We start from the raw sequence: 19,962 nt of genomic DNA on the forward strand, positions 1-19,962 counted from the left end.
GCGAAGGCACGCGCCTCGCCAAGCGTCTTGTTCATCTTCCAGCTCGTGCCGATCCAGACGTGGGGCATCTCAGTCATCGTTCCTTCGGTGACAGCGAGCGGGATGCGAGTGGGTGCGGCATGGCCATCAATCGCCGATACCGTCACGGATGGCCGAGAAATAGCGATCGGTCCCGACCTGCCCGCCCTTCAGCGCCACCTCCAGCCCGTCGATCGCGGTAATGCTCGAATGGGCGACGCATAGCGGCGAGCCGGGCGATGCCGGCAGCGGCATTCTCACCGTCAGCGCGTCGACGCCCATCTGGCCGAGCGCGTGGCTGGAGGTGTCGCCGCCGGCGATGATCACACGCTTCAGCTTCTGGTCCACGGTCAGCGCGCGAAGCAGTTCGCCGAGGGCGCGGCCGAGCTTGTGGCGGGCGCCTTGCTGGCGATCGATCTCGGCGCCTCGGTCGGCGGCGGGGCCAAGTGCGGTGTAAAGGATCACGCTGCGCCCGGCCTCGAGGCTGGCCTTGCCGGCCGCCGCCGCGCGCGCGATTGCAGTGTCGGAATGCTCCGATACCAGCTCGACCGGGTCTACCTCCACGCCGTCGAAACCGTCGCTCATCGCATGGCGGATCTGCCGTTCCGTCGTCGGCGAGCAACTGCCCGATACCACCGCGATGCGGTCGGCCGCTCCAGGCGGCGGGAAGCTCGTGCTTGCCCCCGTATTCTCATGCAATTCGGACAGCAGCGCATATTCGATGCCGGAGGAACCGACGACGAAATATCCGCCCGGCTTGCGGGCGCGCCAGATCTCCTTGCCGGTCAGCGCCTGGCTTTCGGGGCTGTCGACGTCGATCAGCAGGATCGCTGAACCGGCAGCCAGCCTGTCGAAGGCGGCGGCCCGGCCGGGCGAGCGCAGCGTCGCCAGATCGAGCAGTCCGGAGGCAAGCTCGGTCTGCCGCGACAGATGGACCAGCAGGTCGGATTCATCCATCGGCGTCGCCGGGTGGCGGCTCATCACCGGGTGGCGGTCGATGCGGTAGTATCTGTCGCGATAGGCCGCGAAGAGGTGGCCGAATGCGGTGTAACGCTTGAGCTGCGGCGCGCCGACGACCAGCGGCACGCAGGCTTGCGCGAAAACCGCGCGACCGATCTCGATCGCCCGGCCGATGCTGCCGATCGTCGGGCTGGAATCGAAGGTGGAGCAGACCTTGTAGTGGCAGATCTCGGCTTGAAGCGTCTTCAGCCAGGTGAAAGCATCTTTCAAATGCGTGTCCATCCATTGCGGGGACTCGCTGCGGCTGGTGCCGGCGAGCCCGACGGCACGGCAATGCGCGAAGCGCGCCATCAGCCCGGCATCCGGCTTGCGCATGAAAAGGACGGTCGGCACGCCGCCGAGCTCCAGAGCTTCCATGACGTCGGTCGAGCCGGTCAGGTCGTCGCCGTAATAGCTGAGGAGCAGGTTCTGCATGCTCAGGCCGCCTTGCCGTCGGCGAATTTCTCGATCGAACGCGCCAGCTCGACGTGGCTCTTGGCGAAGTCCTCGAGCGGGACGCCTTCGACCGCTGCCTGCCAGGCCTGCCGCACGGCGCGCACGCCGGCGCCCGGCCCGTCGGGATGGCTGACGATGCCGCCGCCGCAGAGATAGAGGAGATCGACCGTACGCCCGGTACGTGCGTAGGTCTCGGGCGCCTGTCCGCCCCATTGGCCGGAGCCGGCCACCGGCAGGGCGCAGTCATCAGGCGAGAACAGCGGCGTCGTCACCGCTTCGAAGGAGCGGATGAAGGAGTCGTCCGGTTCCCAGTATTTCGAGGCGATGCCGTTGATCTGGAACTGGTCGACGCCGAGCAGCCGCCAGAACTGCTGCCAGACCCTGAAATCCATGCCGAGGCCCGGATGACGGGTGAGGATGTCCCAGCCGTTGCGGTGCGCGTGCAGCACCAGGCCGGATCGCTTCCTGAGGAAGGCCATGCCGCCGAAGCCGATGGAGTTTATGTTGAGGACGGCGCAATTGCCGCCGGCTGCGAGCACCAGGTCGTGGTTGCGCATCATCTGGTCGGGATCGGCGTGCGAGATGCCGAAGGCGTACATCACCTTCTTGCCGGTCTTCTGCTCATGATCGAGGATCAGCGGCATGATCGCCTTCACCCGCTCCGGCAGCGGCGAATAAGCCGGGCTCATCAGCTTCTCGTCGTCCTTGATGAAGTCGACACCGGCCTCGATCAGCTCGCCAACCATCTCGGCCGTCTCATGCGGTCGCAAACCGAGCGCCGGCTTGACGATAGTGCCGATGATCGGACGGCCCTCGACGCCGGTCAGCCTGCGGCTGCCGGCGACGCCGAATTGCGGACCGGGATGGGCGCCCCTGAATTCCTCCGGCAGCTTCATATCGACGACGCGGATGCCCGACAGGCCCCTGATCGAATAGGTGCCGCCGATGGCAATCGTCATCAGCGCCGCTAGATCGGTTCCGATCGCGTCGAAAGGAAAGGTGATGTCGACATCGGCGCGCTTGAAGGGACCGCTGCCGGCCTCGGGTATCGAAGGTTGCGCCGCGTCCGGCAAATTCCGGATCGCCAACACGCGCGCCGCTACACGTGCCTTCAGCTCCTCGGTCTCGCCGGGCAAGGCGACGAAGGTGCCGGTCGACTGGTCACTGGCGATCTTGCCCGCCAGCGCCTCGATGCTGCCCGAGGTCTCGATGCGATAGGTGAGGGTGATCATGGCCGGCAATACCCAGTCGAGAAGGCAGGAAAAGAATTTTCTGCTCTTGAAATCTGGTATAATGAGTACATAAGCATTGCAAGCAATATCCTGCCCGGCGGGGCGGTCTGCGAATGACGGGCATTCCGGAAATTGCGGCTACGGTGTTAGATTGGGACTCGATCAAGGGAGTGATTCTCGGCGATGAACCGTTCGGAACCGATCGTCCGGCGCAAGCTTTCCGATGAAGTCTTTGCCAGGCTGAAGCGGCTGATCACCAGTGGCGAATTGCTGCCGGGCGACGACATGCCGTCGGAGCGCGAATTGATGGAGCGCTTCGAGGTCGGCCGGCCGGCAATCCGCGAAGCCATGCAGGCCCTGAGCAACATGGGGCTCGTCGCCATCTCGCATGGCGAGCGCGCCAAGGTGCTGCAGCTCACCGCCAAGTCGATCATCAAGCAGGTCGACGGCGCGGCCAAGATCATCCTGTCGTCGTCGAAGGACACGCTGGAGCATCTGAAGAACGCGCGCATCTTCTTCGAGCGCGGCATGGTGAGAGAGGCCGCCGAGAAGGCGACGCCCGAAGATGTGCAAAGGCTCAAGGCAACCGTTGCCGAGCAGCGCGCCGCCCGTGGCGACGCCGAGGCGTTCATCTCCGCCGACATGCGTTTCCACACCCAGATCGCGGCGATTTCGGGCAATCCGATCTATGTCGCCGTCAGCGAGGCGATGCTCGGCTGGCTGAAGGAATATCACACCGAGATGCTGATCTGGACCGGCAAGGAAAAGTTCACGCTGACCGAGCACGAAGAGATCATCGGCCGCATCGAGAAGAAGGACGCCGAGGGTGCCGAGAAGGCGATGATCAAGCATCTCGAGCGCTCGCGCGCTCTCTATGTGATGAGCTCGGAGAAATAGCTTCGTTCAGCCGATCCTTGCTATGGCGTAAGCCGGCATGGTGAAACGCCCTGAAGCCGCACTCCGGTCAAGAACGCGTTTACTTTCTACGTCCCAGATCGTAACCGCTCCTGCCGCTTGGCCGACAGCCGAGGCGTCGACCGGGACGTCGTCCGACGTGAGGTTTGCCAGCAAGGTTGTGATGGCGCCAGTCGGTGAACGTCCTGCAAGCACCGCCACGCGGTTCTCATCAGTTGAGCGCGCGGCGATATGCGTGTAGCCAGCCAGAGCGGCGAGGCCCCGCACTGCGTGGAAGATCGGTTGCGGTGTTCCTTCGCCAGCGGGTTCGTCTGCCGCCAGCACGCCGAATGACCCCGTGAAGCTGGAGAGCGTCAGCATCTCAAGCCCGGCCGGCGCCACGCGCGCGGCATAGCCGATCGTCCAGGCGGCCGCGAACAAGCCGGCATGGCGCGGATCGCGGTTGGCCATGGCGATGCGCTGGCCGTCACAATTGTCCTTGGTTGCGCCGCCATAAGGGTTCTGCCGCATGGCGATGGTCGAAGGGCCGATACGGTAGGGCTTCGTGCCGTAGATCGCCCGTACCGACTGGGTGATGAAAGGGAGCGCCTCCAAGGATTGCATGACGCTGAGATCGTCGGCGGCGTGCACGATCGGGCAGGTGCAATGGGTGACGAAGTCGAGCGCGCCCGCCGGAACGCGCTTGCGGTTGAGCTCGGTGAAATAGCTGAACATGCCGCCGCCGAGACAGATGTCCGGAAAGGCGCGGCGGGCCGCTGCATAGACATCCTCGAGCGGCGGGCAGGCCGGCCAGACGCTGCCGGGCGGCGTCGATTGCCGGTCGACCGAAGGCGAGACCGCGACGGCATCGAGCCGCAGGCCTGTCCTGCGCACCATCTCGGCGACATCGGAGAGTTCGCTGTCGAGATCGCCGGCGCAGGCGACGACGCATTCAAGCGTCGTCTTGGCAGGGAATGCGGCGGCGAGCTTGGCATGAGCCTGTAAGGCGTCCAGGCCATGGCCGTGCGTCGGATCGTAATGGAGGAGAAGCTGCTGCGGGCCAAGCGTATTGAGCAGCGACAGTTTGCCCAACGCCGCTTCGATATCTTCCGGATAGATCACCACGCCGACATCGGGCAGCTTCGCCCCGGCCTCGCCGGGCTCGATGCGGACCGGTGCGGCTCCGGTTGCCGCGTCAGTCACTTTGGGGCCGCCCGTTACGCGCAGGGTGATCGTCTGCCGATTGGTTTGTCCGGCTGGCAGCACGTAGGGCCATGGCAGAGCCAGCGGCCGGACGTAGGTCTTGTAGGAGGCGTCCGACCAGTTGCGCTGGTCTTCCATCTCGAATGTGTCGCCCTCCATCCGGCATTCCGCCGTGGCGCCCGGCCGGACCTGATGCGTGATGGCACGCATGTCCTTGAAAGGCTGCCAGGGATCGATCAGCAATGGCAGGTTGGTGTCCACCACGCTGCCGTCGGTGTGCTCGACCTTGACCGGGCTGCCGGCGAGGCCAGCGATCGGATGCAGGATGCAGAAGCCGCAGCGGTTGGTCTCGAAATCGCGTTCGGGCAGCGCGCTCACATCGAAGCTGAGACGGCCGTCGGCATGGCCCTCGATCTTGGCGTCAAAGCTGAGCCGGCTTCCGCCCGGCCCAGCGCAGCTTGCCGAATAGCGCACCGAGAAGCTGTCATCGCTCTTTTCGATGATCAGATCCTCAAGCGCCGGTTCGTAGGTGCCCCAGTCGCGATCGCGCACGATATAGGCGATGGCGCGCAGCACCTCGATGCCGCCGTGCCGGATGGTGCGTAGATTGCCGTTGACGAAATCGGCGCTGAGCGGTCCGGCGCTAAGCCGAACCGGTTCGACCTCGACCGCGCGCGTGCCGTAGAGGAGAAAGGGATCCTTGGTCATTTGAGCAGGTCGTCGATCCGCACCGGCTGCCGGCTGGCAGCGCCGGCATAGGCGGCCTCGACCAGCGCGAATGTCTTGAGATTGTCGGCGCCGGAGGTCGCCGGCTCCCTGGCCATTGTCAGGCAGTCCACCCAGTGCTTCTGGATCGCCAGGACGCTTTCCTGGATGTTGTGCCATGGCCGCGAGGCCCAGGAGAGCTGCGGCGGCGACACGTCAGTGACCTTGGTGCCGCTCTTGCCGGTGACCGTGAGTTGGTAGCCCTGCGCCAGCCGGATCGTGCCGTCTGAGCCGTCGAGCTCGATCAGCGTCTCGGGAAACGGTTCGGTGGTAAGCCTCGTCGCATAGCTGCAATCGACCACCGACGTTGCGCCGCCTTCATGGTCCATCAGCATCGTCGCCACGTCCTCGCCGGCGATGGCGGGATTGATGCGCGCGCTGCGGGCGGTGAGGCTCGACACGTCGCCGAGCAGGAAGCGGGCGATGTCGAGGATATGGATGCCGAGATCCTCGATGATGAAGCGCTTGCCGGTCGCCAGGTAAGGCTGGCCGGAAAACACGTCATAAGCGGAGCGGAAGGAGATGCGGCCGAAGAACGGCTTGCCGATCTCGCCGCTGTCGAGCACGGCGCGCACCGCCTGGATCGGCGACTGCCAGCGGAAATTTTCATGCACCATCAGCGGCACGCCGGCCCCAGCGCAAGCCTTCACCATGGCCTTGGCGTCGGAAAGCGTCGGCGCGAACGGCTTTTGGCAGATTACCGGAATACGGTTGGCGGCGGCCAGTTCGACCAGCGGCCGATGGCTGCCGACAGTGGTGGCGATATCGACGAAGTCGAGTGTCTCACCGGCAAACATCAGGGCCGCGTCGCTGTAGCGCCGCGCGATGCCGAACTGGTCGCCGACGATCCTCAGCCGCTCCGGATCGCGGTCGCAGATGGCGACGATCGAGGCGCCGTCGATGTCGCGCCAGCCATGCATCTGGTTGACGGCGAAGAAGCCGCAGCCGATCAGCGCTCCGCGCAACTTGGCCATGGTCAGCCCACCTTCGCCATCTGCATCAGCGTCACCCGGCTCTGCAGCCGGCGCTGCGCCTGGTCGACGACGACCGCGACGATGATGACGAGGCCCTTGATCACCATTTGCCAGAACGAGCTCACCCCCATCATCACCAGCCCGTCGGAGAGGATGCCGATGACGAAGGCGCCGACGATGGTGCCGCCGATCGTGCCCCGCCCGCCCGACATCGAGGTGCCGCCGAGCACCGCGGCCGCAATCGCATTCAGCTCGAAGCTTTCGCCTGTTGCCGGATGCGAGGCCATCAGCTCGGACGAGATGATGAGGCCGACGATCGCCGCGCAAAAGCCGGAGAACATGTAGACAAACATCTTGACCATGTTGACGCGCACGCCCGAGATGCGCGCCGCGCGCTCGTTGCCGCCGACCGCGAAGATGTGACGGCCGAGCGGCGTGTAACGCGCGAGATAGGCCGCGCCCAGCGCCACCACGAGGAGGATCCAGATCGAGACCGGGAGGCCGAGCAGCTTGCCGGCGCCGAGATAGCCGAAGCCGGTGGTGCCGAGGTCCGGCTTGCCGACAAGGTTGGGGAAGGTGCGGCCGTCCGACGACAACAGCGCCAGGCCGCGCGCGACATAGAGCGTGCCGAGCGTGGCGATGAAAGGCGCGACGTTCAGCCTCGTAATGAGCAACCCGTTGACGGCGCCGATCAGAATGCCGACGACAAGCGTGATCAGCGCGATCTCGACGACATTGAAATAGACGGTGTAGCCGATCTGCAGGTCGATGCCATTGAGCACCAGGTAGCCGGCGACCATGCCGCATAAGCCGACGATCGAGCCGACCGACAGGTCGATGCCGCCGGTGATGATGACGAAGGTCATGCCCATGGCGAGGAAGGCATTGAGCGCCACATGCTTGGCCATCAGGATCAGGTTGGCGGCGGAAAGGAAATTCGGCGCCGCGACCGAGAAGAACACCAGCACGGCGATCAGTGCGATGAAGGTCCTGAGCTTCATCAGCGTCAACAGAACGGATCCGCTGGATGCGGATGGCGCGGCAACCTTGGCTGGAATGTCGGTCATCGGCGTTGCTCTCCATGCACAGGTCCGTGGCCAAGCGCCGACGCGGCAACGATCGCCTCCTCCGTCGCCTCGGCGCGATCGAACATGCCCGTCAGTTTTCCGTTGCTCATCACCGCGATCCGGTCGGACAGCGCCATCACCTCGTCGAGGTCGGAGGTGGCGAACAGGATGCCGAGCCCATCGCGGGACAACTTGCGCATGGTGCGGAAGACGTCGGCCTTGGCGCCGACATCGATGCCGCGGCTGGGCTCGTCCATCAGAAGCACTTTCGGCCCAGTGAGCAGCGCCTTGCCGATCACCACCTTCTGCTGGTTGCCGCCCGACAGCGACGACACCTCCTGCGCCGGATCAGCGACCTTGATCGCCAGCTCGCGCACCATCTGCGTGACGGCCTGCCGCTCAGCGGCGCCGCGGATATGGAACAGGCTGACGAAGCGCGACAGGCTCGCCAGCGTCAGATTGCTGGCGACGGATAGGATCGACACCAGGCCCTCGCGCTGGCGGTCTTCCGGGATAAGCGCCAGACCCCGCTGGATGCGCCGCGTCGTGTCGCGCTCCCTGACCTGTTTTCCGTCGATGAAGATCCTGCCGCTCGCCTGGCCGTGGCGGCCCATGATGCAGTCGAACAGCTCGCTGCGTCCGGCGCCCATCAGCCCGTAGATGCCAAGGATCTCGCCGGCGCGCAGCGACAGCGACACATGGTCGACCGCAAGCCCGCCGGTGACGCGCGGCAGGCAGATCTCCTCGGCGCGGAACACCTCGTCGCCTGGCTGATGGCCGTCGGCCTTGGCGAAATCCTTGGCGTCGGAGCCGATCATCTGCCGCACGATCCACTGGGTGTCTACTCGTCTCATCTCCTCCTGGCCGGTGATGCGGCCGTCGCGCAGCACGGTGATGTAGTCGCCGATGCGGATCAGCTCTTCCAGCCGGTGCGAGATGTAGACGATGGCGACGCCGCGCGCCTTGAGGTCGGCAATCACCTTGAACAGGATCTCGACTTCCGCCGCGCTCAGCGCCGAGGTCGGCTCGTCCATGATCAGGATGCGCGCGTCCAGCGCCACCGCCTTGGCGATCTCGACCAACTGCTGCTGGCCGATGCGCAGGTCCTCGACCAGCATGTCCGGCCTGATACCGGCTTCGAGCTGTTCGAGGAATTCGGCGGCGCGCCGCTCCTGCTCCTTGTGGTCGATCTTGCGGAAGGCGTTGGTCAGCTCGCGCGTGGCAAAAATGTTCTCGGCGACCGAGAGATTGCCGAACAGGTTGAGCTCCTGGAACACCATGCCGATTCCGCGGCTGACGGCGTCTCCGGAAGACGAGAAGGAAACCTCGTTGCCGTCGAGCAGGATGCGGCCGGCCGTCGGCTGCTCGACGCCGGCGATGATCTTCATCAGCGTCGACTTGCCGGCGCCGTTCTCGCCGACCAGCACATTGACCGCGCCCTTGCGCACCTCGAAATTCGCGTGCTTGACCGCCACCGTGCCGGCATAGACCTTGGAGATGTCTTCCAGCTTTAGGATGACGTCATGACCGGACGAGGAACTCATGGCTTCGGCCCGATCTCGGCCTCCGCCGGCGTCACCAGCGGCAGGTCCTGGCCGCTCTCGATCGTGTAAGCGCCCAGCACCTTCGCGGCCCGGCCCTCGAGCGTATCGCGCGGCAGCTTGGACAGCACCGTCTTGTCAGCATGGGCGTTGAAGGCCTTGCCGAACTGGGCGAAGTCGATCTGGTTGGTGAAGTCGTTGAACTGCACGAAATCCAGGCTGTCGCGCAGCGCGGTGCCGCGCATCGCCGGCCCGATCTGCACCCGCGCGTCCGCCTTGCCGTCGCCGTCGACGTCGACATCGACGGTTGCCGCGCGCGACTGTGTGTTGGCGGCGACGATCTTGCCTTCGACGCGCACCGCGAAGGTCCATGACGAGTTCGCCTGCTTCTTCGGATTGCCGTATTTAGCGCCTGCGCCTGCGGGATCGGTCTGGGCCAGCGCATGGACTTCAGCGAACGGCCCCGCCTTCTGTTGCAGATAGGGAATGACTTTCGTGGCCCAGATCTCCTCGACTTTCTTGTCGGGACTGAAGGCCGAGCTGTTGGCGCTGTCGCCGCCCTGCGCCGACGGCGTCGGCAGGATCTTGCAGGCGCTGAGGCCGGGACCTGCCACCACGGCAAGGAGCAGCCCAAGGATCAGCCGGGTCAACTTATTCGGCATCGCGGTCAAAGGCACTCGGATGGTGAAATGGAGGCGAGGGACGAACGCGCGTTCGCCCCCCGCTGTTACAACCGCGCCGGCTCAATTCTTGAGCGCGAAGGTCTCCAGCTTGGGAGCATTGTCGGCGTTGATCAGCACGCAGTCCATCAGCTGCTTTTCCTTCTCAGGCGACTTTTTGTTCTTGATGAATTCGCTGGCCTGCTCGACGGCCATCTGCGCCTGGGCGTAGGCCGGCTGCAGCACCGTCGCCTTGATGCCGCCCGACGTGATTGAGTCGCGCACGTCGTTGGAGCCGTCGAAGCCGACGACGATGACGTCCTTGCGGCCGGCGGCGGCCAGCGCCGCGTAGGCGCCCATTGCCATCGTGTCATTGCCCGAGATCACGCCCTTGATGTCGGGATTCGCCTGCAGGATCGACTCCATCTTGGAATAGGCTTCGGTCTGGCTCCAATTTGCCGACTGCTGAGCGACCTTCTTAAGATCCGGATAGTCGTCGATGACATCGTGATAGCCCTTGGAGCGGATGCCTGCATTGGTGTCGGACTCCTTCCCGACCAGCTCGACATAGTTGCCCTTCTCGCCCATCAGCGTGACGAATTCCTGCGCGCCGAGCTGGGCGCCCTGGTAGTTGTTAGAGACGATCTGCGCCACGGCGACTCCTGTGGCGTTGATCTCGCGGTCGATCATGAAGGAGGGGACGCCCGCGTCCTTGGCCTTCTGCACGGCGGCCACAGTGGCGTCGGCGCCGGCATTGTCGAGAATGATCGCCTTGGCGCCGCGCCCGATCGCGGTATCGATCAGTTCCGACTGTTTGTTGGCGTCGTCGTCATGCACCATCACCAGCGTGTCATAGCCGAGCTCCTTGGCCTTGGCTTCGGCGCCGACGGCTTCCGCCTTGAAGAACGGATTGTCGTGCGAAGGCGTGATGATGGCGATGAGGTCCGCCGCATAGGCCGGCATGGCGGTGCCAAGCGCCAGCACGCCGGCGAAGGCCGCAAGCGTCATTCTGCGAGTGAGTTTCATGAAGTCCTCCCTTGAAAAACCGGCCTCGGACAGCCGAGCCGATGTCTGAATTCCTCAGGCGGTGGAGGTCGCGCCACCCGGATCTTGAAAAGCCTGCACAGCCTTTCATCCGAACCCGAGCCTCGCCGCTATTCCCCGCCTTCCTCCGCTTGTCCATCCCGGATCACAGCAAATCCGAGCCGGAACAGCTAAAGCTAACTGGTATGATGAGTCAACCACTAATTCAGGTGATATGTACCTGATGACGGCACTTCCATCAGCATGCCTTCAAAAGCAAGCGGGTCGACGCCTCAGGTGATGCGCTGGATGCTGGCGGCAATCTCTTCCGGCTCGAAGACGCGCTTCCAATCGTCGCGCATAAGCACCGGCTTGCCGAATTCGATCGCCTTGTTGCAGGCGTCCGAGAACACGCCCTTGGTTTCGCCGAATATGACGGCGCCGAGCACGTTCATGTGGCCGAGCAGGAAGTCGAGCGCCGCCTGCCGGTCGACACCGCGCGCCACGACCTCGTCGAGAGCTTCCTTCATGACGACGAGCAGCGAGGCGCAGACCGTCTCGGAGAGCCCGGGCTCGAGTAGCGCCATCTGTTCGACGGTGACGCGGTGCGAGCGCATGACCGGTGCCCAGATGATCTGGGCGATCTTCTCGCCTTTTGCGTAGTCTTCCTCCGGTCCCTGCATCAGCGCGCTGACGAAATGCTGCTTGGCCTTGACGCCGCCGAAGAAGTCCTTCTTGGCCGCCATGTCCGTCTCGTCGTTGAAGATGGGCGGATGGCAGGGGTGCGTGACGAAGTAGGTGAGGTCGGGACGCTTGGGCAGATGGCCGGCAAACGGCGCCGCGGCGTCGAGCACGATGACCATCGTGCCGGGCGCCAGCTTGCTTTCGATGCCGGCCGCGACCTTGCCGATATGCGTGTCGGGAACCGCCAGGATAACCACTTCGGCGCCCTGCAGCGCTTCATCGACGCTCAGAGTGTCGATGCCGAGCCCTGTTTTCAGCCGCTCCTTGCCTGCCTCGCTGATCTCAACGTGGCGTATCGTGTAGGGCGACCCGCGAAAATTGGTCGACAGACGGTAGCCCATTTTGCCACCGGCACCGAACAGCGCAATCGTTGTCATCTAACCTGCTCCTGATCTTCAGACGACGGTCCACGCCAATCGCCATCTTCTGTACTGGTATGATCACTCTACCACTATTTGGCAAGAGGGGATCGCTTGTCGTCCGTCAGTCATTTCGAATGGGCCGCCGTTGCGTTCGCTTCCGTTTTCGCTACCGAGTCCTTGTCGTCGTCCGCAAGATCCACAGACGCACGCCGAGCCAATGCCTGGCGTCCGGCTAGCGCGAGGACGAAGATCACGACGATGCCCTGCACGATGTCCTGCGCGCCCGGAGGCAGGCCGACGATCTGCATGGTGGTGACGATGAGGATGAGCAGGATGCTGGCAAAGAGTGTGCCGAGCGCCGTCGCGGAGCCGCCGAAGATCAGCGTCCCGCCAAGCACCACGGCGGCAATCGACTGCAACAGATAGGGCTGTCCCATTTCGAGGAAGGCGCCGCCGATATAGGCACCGAGCAGCAACCCGTCGAGCGAGGCCAGCACCGAGGAGATGACGAAGGCGGACGCGATCATCCGGCCGTTGCGGATGCCGGCGAGCCGCGCCGCGGCGCGGTTCTGGCCGACCGCCGACAGCAATTGTCCGAACACGGTATAGCGCAGCACGAAGGACGTCGCCGCGACGCCGATGATGACGATGACGGCCATGATCGGCACGCCGAAAATGCGGCCCGTCGCCAACTCCTTCAGCGCCGGGCTGACGGCAAAGCCCGGGATCGCCTTGTTCGAAAGAAGTGTCGCGGTCGCCAGCACATAGCCGGTCGCCAACGTCGCGATGATGGCCGGAATGCCGAGGCCGACGACGAGCAGCGAATTGAGCGCCCCGACAGCGAGGCCGAGCAGGATGGCGGCGATCACGCCGATGGCGAGGTTCGCGTCCTGACCCTTGATAGTCAGCAACGCGACGAAGGCGTTGAGCGTGATCACCGAGGCGACCGACAGATCGATGTTGCCGCGTCCGGTCGTGACTACGAACATCTGGCCGATGCCGACGACCGTCAGGAAGGATGCCGACAGAATGACGCCGGACAGGCTGGAGAGGCTGAAGCGGCTGGTGACGACGGAGAGCACCAGCCACAAAAGCAGCACGCCGATCGCCGCCCAGATCCAGCGGTTGCGCTGCGCCCAGATGCTGAAGCCCGCGAGTGCGTTCATGGCTCGCTCCTGCGGTCGGCGGTCAGGCTGCGCAGCGTGAGCAGCGCGATCAGGATCAGTCCTTGCGTGGCGGCGTTGTAGTCGCTGCTGACGCTGAGCGTGCCGAGCAGCGCACCGATCAAAGACAGCGTCACCGCGCCGGCGACGGCGCCGACCGGCGAGATGATGCCGCCGAGCAGCGAGCAGCCGCCCATCACCACGGCGGCAACGCTGAGCAGCGTGAAAGAATTGCCGGAGTTGATGTCGCTCGCCGTGTTGATGGCCGTCAGCGAAAGACCGGCGGCGCCTGCAAACAAGCCGGCAATAAGATAGCGCACCAAAGCATAGCGTGTCGGCGACCATCCCGAGCGGATCATCGCGGCGGGATTGTTGCCGAAGCCGCGCAGCACCACGCCGAGCGGCAGCCAGTCGATGACAAACACGATCAGCGCCACGGCTACGATCATGATGATCGAGGTGGGCATGAAGCCGATCGACCAGCCGAAGAGGGTCGACAACCACTCGGGGCTGGCGCCGCCCGGCGTCGGCTGCAGAGCATAGCCGATGCCGACCCAGATGAAGGACGCGCCCAGCGTGACGACGATGGCCGGGATCTTGCGCGCCTGGATGATGCCGCCGAGTCCAGTATAGGCAGCGAGCGCGGCTAGCAGCGCCAGCGCCCCGAGCCATGGCTGGTCGTAGAGCAGCGTCGCGCTGAGCACGCTGACCAGGCCGGCGAAAGCGCCGACGCCGAGATCGATCTCGCTGCCGCCGACGATGAACATCTGCGCCGCCGTCACCAGCACCAGCGACAGTGCCGGCATCAACAAAAGGTCGAGCCCGAAAGTCGAGGCAACCGCCGGGTTGATTGCGATCATGATGGCGAGCACGGCGGCAAGTCCGATGAAAGGCGCGGCATTGACCAGCTTGCGCCCGAGCCCGGCCATGGCGCTCTGCCTACGGGCAGTGCTTGTCAGGCTATCCGCCGGCTGCGCGAAGGAGGCGCCGACGATCGCCTGCTCGGTGATCGCCTCGCCCGCCAGCTCCTTCACGATCCGGCCGCTGGAAAAGACCAGCACGCGGTCGCAGGCGAGCAATTCCGCGTCCTCGGTCGTGTGCCAGACCAGCGCCCGGCCGCCGCGCGCGACCTCGTTGCAGAGCCGGTAGAAATCCTGCTTGGTGGCGATGTCGACGCCGCGCGTCGGGTCGTCGAGCAGGATGACAGGCGTGTCGGCGACCAGCGCCCGCGCCACGAGCGCCTTCTGCTGGTTGCCGCCGCTGAGGTCGGTGATGTTGGACTGGAAACGCTTGTCGTCGAGCCGCAGCTTGCCGGCGGCGCCGGTTGCCGTGTCGCGATTGGCGCGATCGGAAACCAGCCCGAGCGCCGAGCGGCGGGCAAGCGCGCCGATGCTGATGTTGGAAAGCACGCTCCAGAGCGGGAACACGCCTTCCTTCTGTCGGTCGCCGGCGATGAAGCCTGCCTCCGCCCGCCTCGAAACGCCCGCATGCTCGTTTCGGCCGGGGCTGAAGATGGAGTGCAGCAGTTCCTTCTGCCCGCTGCCTTCGAGACCGGCCAGCCCGACGATCTCGCCGCGCACGATGTCGATGTCACGGCCGAGCGCGGCTGTCAGCGGCCCTGAGAGCCGCACCAGCACGTCCTGGGAGGACGCCGCCGCCACGGCATGCTGATGGACCGGATTGGCGTCGCCGCCCATCAGTTGCACCAGCTTGCCGATCGAAGCATCCGCGGCATGGCCCTGCCAGGCGCTGCGGCCGTTGCGCAGCACCACCACCTCCGTCGCGATGTCGATGATCTCTTGCAGCTTGTGGCTGATGAAGATGAAGGCGAGCCCCGCCTTCGCCCGTTCGCGGATGAAGGCCCTGAGCTGTTTCGAGCGGTCGAGATCGAGCGACGATGTCGGCTCGTCGAGTACGATGAGCTTGACGCCGGGTGTGGCCGCGGCGCGCGCGATCTCCACCATCTGCCGCTCCGCGATGGTCAGGTGCCCGACCTCGGCGTCGGCGTCGATGCCGTTGCCGGGAAAGACGGCGTCAAGTGCCGCGCGGGCGCGGGCGCGGTAGAGCGCGCGCCAGCCCGGCCGGCTTGCCGAGTCGGCGGGGGTCTCCAGGAAGAAGTTCTCGGCGACCGACAGGTTGGCGCAGAGCGACAGCTCCTGATGCACCATGCGGATGCCGCGTCGCTGTGCCTCGCCGGTATCGTAGGCTGCGAACGCCACGTCTTCGCCGGCAAAGGAGATCGCGCCGAGCGTCGGCCACATCGCGCCGCACAGGATGCGCATCAGCGTCGACTTGCCGGCGCCGTTGCCGCCGACAAGCCCGATCACGTCGCCGGCGCCGACGGAAAGATCGATCCCCGCATTGGCTAGCGTCGGCCCAAAACTCTTGGTGATCCCGCTCAGCGAAACGACGCTCGGCCCGGCAGGAGCTGCGGCGGCAGCGGTGCCCTGTACGGCGACGGCGATGTGGGACATTCGTCCTCCGATTCTGCGCGGGCGAAGATCGGGCGCGGCCGCGCGGGCGGCGCCCGGTCCCTTAGCTGGTTGCCTTACTTGCTGACCAGGTTCTGCTTGACCCAATCCAGCGAATAGCTTGGGCTGATGATCTGGCCGCCGGGCAGCTTAGCGTATTCCTTGAGGTTGCTGGCATCGACCGTAGCAACCGGCATGATCATCAGCTTCGGCGCCTTGGCGCCCTTGAGCAGCGACAGCCCGAGCCAGAAGGCGGCGCCGCCGATGCCCGGCGTGGTGTTCATCGACACGGTCTGGTAGCCGTTCTTGGCATTCTCCTCGGCCCACCATTTGACGAAATCGGTGCCGCCGCCGCCTTCGATGACCGGCATCTTGTCCTTGTAGTCGCCGCCATACTGGACGAAGGCCTGGGCGATGCCGACATCGTCGCTGCCGCCCTGGCCGAGCACGGCGTCGACATGAGGCAGCGAGGGCAGCACGTTGGCGATCGCCGATTGCGCGACCGATGCAGTCGCCTGGCCGTAGACAGTCGCGACCACTTTGATGTCGGGATATTTGGCCAGCACAGACTGCTGCGCGTTGAACATGTCGTTGTCGGGCGCCGAGCCCTTCACGCCGCGCACCTGAATGACGTTGCCCTTGCCGCCGAGCATCTTGAACACGGCTTCCGCCTGGGCGGCCTTGTAGCCCTTGAAGTCGAAATTGAGCTGGTAGTTGCAGGGCGCCGAAGCGACCGAATCGAAGGAGATGACGATGATGCCAGCCTTGCACGCCTTCTCGATGACGCCGTTGACGGCAGTCTCCGAGGCGGCGTCGACGGCGAGCACATCGACCTTCTTCAGGATCAGTTCGGCGATCTGGCTGTTCTGCTGCGCGACCGAGCCGTCGCCGTTCATGACGATATAGTCGGCGATCTGTCCGGCGGCCTTCGCTTCCTTGGCCGAAGCCTCGAAGGCTTCCACCATCTGATGGCGCCACGTATTGCCGTAATAGGCATTGGCGAGTGCGATGACCGGCGCGTCCGGCGACGCCATCGCCGGCAACGTCGCAACACCCACCAGCGCGGCGCTGGCAAGCGCCGCCACGATTGAAAGTTTCATTGTTGTCCTCCCAGAAAGATCATAGGACGCAGCGCGTTCGCTTAGGATGACGCTATGTCAGGTACACATTATACCAGTATACCAACTTTCGACAAGAGGCTTTTTGTTGTGATCCAGGCGGCACTGCCGATGTACTGGCTTCTATGTGCTTGCGTCCACCGTGCCGGAATGGGGAGCACTCAGCGCGTTCCGCGCGTCTTTTCACTTATCTTGTCGATGTAGCAACTGCTAATCCAAGAGAAAGGCATCTGTGCAATCGCGGCAAACTATAGGTTCGCTCGGCTCCTTGGCATCGGTGCCGGCCCAGCTGGCGGTTTCGTCAGGAGCCGGTCGACTTCCGGAGCTAGGCTGAGGAAACCTTCGACAACGTCCAGCGCTTGACAGCTATCACGATCAGCAGGATCGCGCCCCAGGCGGTAAGCGCCAGTTGAGGGCTCAGGCCCAAAATGTTGAATCCGCTGGCGACAACCTGCAGGATGAGAAGCGCCAGGAAGAGGCCGGCGATCCTGCCAAAACCGCCGTAAGGATCGATTCCTCCAAGGATCGCGGCGAGCACGGTGATCAACAGATAGGATTGCGCAATGTCGGCACCGGCTGAATTGAACCTGGCCATCATGATCACGGCCGCCAGCCAGCATAGCACGCTCGAAAGCAGATAGACCCAAATCAGAACGCGGTCCGTGTCCACACCCGAGTAGCGGGTCCCCTCGAGGTTGGAGCCAATCATGTGGATTCTTATCCCGAGCGGCGTGCGGGTCATCAGCACATGCACTGCCGCTGCAACCATCGCGAACAGGATGAAGGAAAAAGGGATGCCGAAAAATGTTTCGTTTGCGATTGAAATCAACGCCTCCGGAAAGCCGGAAAGGGTCCGTCCGCGCGTCAGGTAGATGCTGGTCCCGTGCAACAGTGTCATCGTGCCGAGAGTGACAAGAATCGGGTGGACACCCACCGACGCGACCAGGAAGCCAGTGACCAAGCCGACGAGGCTGCAAAGGATCAGTCCGGCGCAAAGAGCCCCAGCAATCCAAAACGCCAAGCTTGCGCCCTGCAGTGGGCTCAGCTCTCCTGAAAATGGTCATTGCAAGTGGCCAGGGGAGGCCAATCGTGATCGATTCGGTTCGTTAGGCCGTGCGGCTGAAGCGGTCCACTCTGAAATCGTCCAGCGGCGTTTCGCATCGGTCGGTCATGATGAGCTCGGCCATGGTGTCGCCGACGCCCGGACCGAGCTGGAAGCCGTGCCCGCAAAAACCGAAGGCATGGAACAGGCCTGGCGTCGTCGCCGAGCGTCCCATGACCGGCAGCATGTCCCGCACATAGCCCTCGCAGCCGGACCATGTGCGGATGACCGCGACCTTTGCGATCGCCGGCAACAGCCGCGCGACGGCGCGCAATTGCAACGGAAGGCGCGCAGGATCGGCGGCCGCGTGGCCGGGATCGAGGTCTACCGATACCCGTTCGGCCGCCCCGCCGAATACGATGTTGCCACGCTCGACCTGACGCAGATAGGCGCCATAGTCCTTGTCGCGCGTCCAGATGCCGACCACCGGCAGGATTCGGTGCGGCACCGGCTCGGTCACGCCCATCTGCGGGCCGCGGGCATCGAGCGGAACCGTTTCGCCGAATTGCGCCGCGACGCGCGCGCCCCAGGCGCCGGCGGTGTTGAGCAGGCATTCAGCGGCGAACGAGCCTTTCGAAGTTGTGACAATGAAACCCGAACCCGCGTGCTTGATCGTCTCGACATCGACATCCTCGACGATTTCCACGCCGAGCTTGCGGGCCGCCTCGGCAAAGGCCGGCGCGATCAGCCGCGGATTGCCGCTGCCGTCATGCGGCGAGAACGACGCGGCGATCGCTTCAGGACCGAGGCCGGGAAAGCGGGACCGGATTTCGCGGGGGCCAAGTTCTTCCAACTCGAGCCCCCAGGGTCGTGCCGCTTGAGCATAGGCCCGCATGTCGGCAAGACTTCCCTCATCGAAGATCAGTCGGATGTGGCCGGTGGCGCGGAATTCGACGTCGCGGCCGAGCATTTTTTCGACCTCGCCCCAGAGCTTGAGCGAGCGATGGGCAAGCGGCAGCTGGGACAAATGGCGGCCCGTGCGCCGGATGTTGCCGAACGAAGCGACGGTCGCACCTGCGCCGATCCGGTTCCGCTCAATCAGCGTCACGCGCGCGCCCCGCCGGGCGAGGAAATAGGCCGAAGCCGTCCCCATCAGGCCGCCGCCCAGCACGATCACATCCATAGTCGTTCCTTGATCCTTGGATGCATCTTGTCGGCGCCGCGGCATTGCGTCAAAGATGGGTTTGGGCAAGACCCATAAGCTTTACCTATGGAGTGGCAATGCGGGCCCGGCAGCTCGAAGTGTTCATCGCCGTCATGCGCGCCGGCACCGTGACCGCCGCGGCGCGGATGCTGAACATCTCCCAGCCCGCGCTCAGCCAGATCCTGCTCCACACCGAGGACGAACTCGGCTTCACCCTGTTCGAGCGGGTTAAGGGCAGGCTGCGGCCGACGCCGGAGGCGCTCGAGCTCTTTGCCGATGCCGAGCGGCTGTCGGCGGGCCTCGACGGCCTGCGCCGCAAGACCACGGACCTGCGTCTCGGCCGGACCGGGCTGGTGCGCGTCGCGGCCTCGCCGCCGCCCGCCATGGCGATATTGCCGCGCGCCTTCACCGCATTCCGGGCGCAGCATCCCGGCATTTTGCTGCGTTCCCAGATGGCACCGATCGCGGCGATCATTGACATGCTGCGCGCTGGCGATGCCAGTCTCGGCGTGGCCCTTGACGACCGTTTGCCGCCCGATATCGAGGCTGAAGTGATCGGCAGCATCGGCTTCGCCTGCCTGCTGCCTGCCAGGCATGCGTTAGCCAGGAAAACCGAGCTGACGCTGGCCGACCTCGTCGGCGAGGAGCTGATATCCTACCGCGGCAACACCCGTCCCGCTGACGAACTGGCCCACGCTGCCCGCACGCAAGGTGTGGCGCTCTCGCCGTCGCTGGAGATCGATGTCTCTATCTCCGCGGCCGGTTTCGTCGCGGCCGGCCTGGGCATCGGCCTGGTCGATGCGCTGCTGCCTTGGCATCGGTTCGCCGGGCTCACCGTCAGGCCGCTGGCTGCCGGGCCGGAGTTCCCCATCGCATTGCTCACGTCGCGCGCCCGGGCCCTTTCGCGGGCCGACGAGATGATGCGCGACGAAATCCGTACCGCCTGCTCCGATGTGCTTCGGGAGCATCGCGCTAAGGTATAAGCAAGACTTATATTCTTGCCCCTCATCCATCTTGGACCCTGACT

Annotated in this window: 16 protein-coding genes; 2 read left to right on the forward strand and 14 right to left on the reverse strand. The window is 64.7% G+C overall.

Annotation, left to right across the window (positions count from 1 at the left end; translation table 11 throughout):
• Nucleotides 1-126: 126 nt before the first annotated feature.
• Nucleotides 127-1,452, reverse strand: a complete 1,326-nt coding sequence (locus CK230_RS21705; protein ID WP_095819195.1) for a four-carbon acid sugar kinase family protein — start codon at nt 1,450-1,452, stop codon at nt 127-129.
• Between the two features lie 2 nt (nt 1,453-1,454).
• Nucleotides 1,455-2,705 carry a 3-oxo-isoapionate-4-phosphate decarboxylase OiaX gene (oiaX, locus tag CK230_RS21710; protein WP_095819196.1) on the reverse strand — a complete coding sequence of 417 codons (1,251 nt, stop codon included), beginning with the start codon at nt 2,703-2,705 and terminating at the stop codon, nt 1,455-1,457.
• Nucleotides 2,706-2,888: 183 nt separating this feature from the next.
• On the opposite strand from oiaX, the gene CK230_RS21715 reads away from it, so the two are divergent.
• On the forward strand, nt 2,889-3,602 hold the full coding sequence (locus CK230_RS21715) for a transcriptional regulator NanR (protein WP_095819197.1): 714 nt from the start codon (nt 2,889-2,891) through the stop codon (nt 3,600-3,602).
• 6 nt (nt 3,603-3,608) lie between these two features.
• Here the strand turns inward: CK230_RS21715 and CK230_RS21720 are convergent, their stop codons facing one another.
• The 12 genes from CK230_RS21720 to CK230_RS21775 form a co-directional block, all read right to left on the reverse strand.
• On the reverse strand, nt 3,609-5,510 hold the full coding sequence (locus tag CK230_RS21720; protein WP_095819198.1) for a hypothetical protein: 1,902 nt from the start codon (nt 5,508-5,510) through the stop codon (nt 3,609-3,611).
• On the reverse strand, nt 5,507-6,541 hold the full coding sequence (locus tag CK230_RS21725; protein ID WP_095819199.1) for a Gfo/Idh/MocA family oxidoreductase: 1,035 nt from the start codon (nt 6,539-6,541) through the stop codon (nt 5,507-5,509). The genes CK230_RS21720 and CK230_RS21725 overlap by 4 nt, the downstream gene beginning before the upstream one ends.
• Nucleotides 6,542-6,543: 2 nt before the next feature.
• Nucleotides 6,544-7,608 (reverse strand): ABC transporter permease, encoded by a 1,065-nt coding sequence (locus CK230_RS21730; protein ID WP_095819200.1) that lies wholly within the window; start codon nt 7,606-7,608, stop codon nt 6,544-6,546.
• On the reverse strand, nt 7,605-9,152 hold the full coding sequence (locus CK230_RS21735) for a sugar ABC transporter ATP-binding protein (RefSeq protein ID WP_095819201.1): 1,548 nt from the start codon (nt 9,150-9,152) through the stop codon (nt 7,605-7,607). The genes CK230_RS21730 and CK230_RS21735 overlap by 4 nt, the downstream gene beginning before the upstream one ends.
• Nucleotides 9,149-9,811, reverse strand: coding sequence for a DUF2291 family protein (locus CK230_RS21740; protein WP_095819202.1), 663 nt, complete (start codon nt 9,809-9,811; stop codon nt 9,149-9,151). Before CK230_RS21740 ends, CK230_RS21735 begins: the two co-directional genes overlap by 4 nt.
• 81 nt (nt 9,812-9,892) lie before the next feature.
• A complete protein-coding gene (locus CK230_RS21745; protein ID WP_095819203.1) occupies nt 9,893-10,834 on the reverse strand; it encodes a D-ribose ABC transporter substrate-binding protein in 942 nt (313 codons plus the stop codon).
• A gap of 290 nt (nt 10,835-11,124) precedes the next feature.
• Nucleotides 11,125-11,952: a phosphogluconate dehydrogenase C-terminal domain-containing protein gene (locus CK230_RS21750; RefSeq protein ID WP_095819204.1), complete on the reverse strand. Its 828-nt coding sequence runs from the start codon at nt 11,950-11,952 to the stop codon at nt 11,125-11,127.
• A gap of 110 nt (nt 11,953-12,062) precedes the next feature.
• Nucleotides 12,063-13,103: an ABC transporter permease gene (locus CK230_RS21755; protein WP_245430009.1), complete on the reverse strand. Its 1,041-nt coding sequence runs from the start codon at nt 13,101-13,103 to the stop codon at nt 12,063-12,065.
• Entirely contained in the window at nt 13,100-15,574 is a 2,475-nt protein-coding gene (locus CK230_RS21760) for an ATP-binding cassette domain-containing protein (protein WP_095819205.1), read from the reverse strand. The genes CK230_RS21755 and CK230_RS21760 overlap by 4 nt, the downstream gene beginning before the upstream one ends.
• Before the next feature lie 74 nt (nt 15,575-15,648).
• A complete protein-coding gene (locus CK230_RS21765) occupies nt 15,649-16,671 on the reverse strand; it encodes an ABC transporter substrate-binding protein (protein WP_095819206.1) in 1,023 nt (340 codons plus the stop codon).
• 343 nt (nt 16,672-17,014) lie between these two features.
• On the reverse strand, nt 17,015-17,710 hold the full coding sequence (locus tag CK230_RS21770) for an ABC transporter permease (RefSeq protein WP_176480172.1): 696 nt from the start codon (nt 17,708-17,710) through the stop codon (nt 17,015-17,017).
• 85 nt (nt 17,711-17,795) lie between these two features.
• Nucleotides 17,796-18,914, reverse strand: coding sequence for an FAD-binding oxidoreductase (locus CK230_RS21775; RefSeq protein ID WP_095819208.1), 1,119 nt, complete (start codon nt 18,912-18,914; stop codon nt 17,796-17,798).
• Nucleotides 18,915-19,012: 98 nt separating this feature from the next.
• On the opposite strand from CK230_RS21775, the gene CK230_RS21780 reads away from it, so the two are divergent.
• A complete protein-coding gene (locus tag CK230_RS21780; protein ID WP_095819209.1) occupies nt 19,013-19,918 on the forward strand; it encodes a LysR family transcriptional regulator in 906 nt (301 codons plus the stop codon).
• Nucleotides 19,919-19,962 lie beyond the last annotated feature (44 nt).

The organism is Mesorhizobium sp. WSM3859 (assembly GCF_002295065.1).
Lineage (GTDB): Bacteria > Pseudomonadota > Alphaproteobacteria > Rhizobiales > Rhizobiaceae > Mesorhizobium.